Annotated in this window: 1 pseudogene; it reads right to left on the reverse strand. The window is 53.2% G+C overall.

Features of this window, described 5'->3' with window-relative positions:
• A pseudogene (locus ACFO8Q_RS09175) lies at positions 1–229 on the reverse strand (group II intron reverse transcriptase/maturase); the annotation flags it as partial.
• Positions 230–714 lie beyond the last annotated feature (485 nt).

Below are 714 nucleotides of genomic sequence, written 5' to 3' on the forward strand. Positions count from 1 at the left end.
CTTCCCCGTATTCCTTGACGATGTAGTCGATGGTTATTCCATCCACACCGCCGCTTCCGCCGTTCGTTTTGACCCGTTTCCATGCTTCCCAAAGAATGTCACCGCGGTGCACTTTGTCGTACAGCGCGTGAAACCGCCGCCTCGGGTTTCCCTTGGCCGCAAGGTATAGTGCGTTTTGGAGTTGTCGAGCTTTTGCTTTGGCGTAGTTAGCAGGTTTTCCTGCATTCACTGACTCTTACCTCCTCCGGCACGTGAACAAAGCAGGGGTCCTTTCCTCCGCAAGGTTGTGTTGTCCTTGCTTCATTGGTACTACGACCCCCTCCGCCTCCCTCCCCGCAGCTCGCCACTTCACCTTTCGGGCTTATAGGGTCGCTCTTTACGACTTTCGTCGTGCGAGGTAGGGTATCCCTAGTTCCAGATACAACTTTCTCAGCATGCCGTTCCCCTTGCACCGGAGAGTTCTTCCGCGCTGCGCTTCCAAGGTCTTCACGCGTTCCATGGCCTTCGCCCATATTCCCGAGGCTTGGCTCTCTCTTGTCCTTTGCAGGTTCTTTTTGACGATGCGGCAGGATTCACTTGATGTTACGGCCTGCTGATTTGCTCGCACTCTTGCAAGAGTTACTTTGTCACAGGGCTTCAACCTTACTCTTAAGCCCCGTAATCAAGTTGGACAACCTCCGAAATAAGAGCGATACTATACGTAGGAGGATTGAT

This window comes from Effusibacillus consociatus, from assembly GCF_042652925.1.
GTDB lineage: Bacteria > Bacillota > Bacilli > Tumebacillales > Effusibacillaceae > Effusibacillus > Effusibacillus consociatus.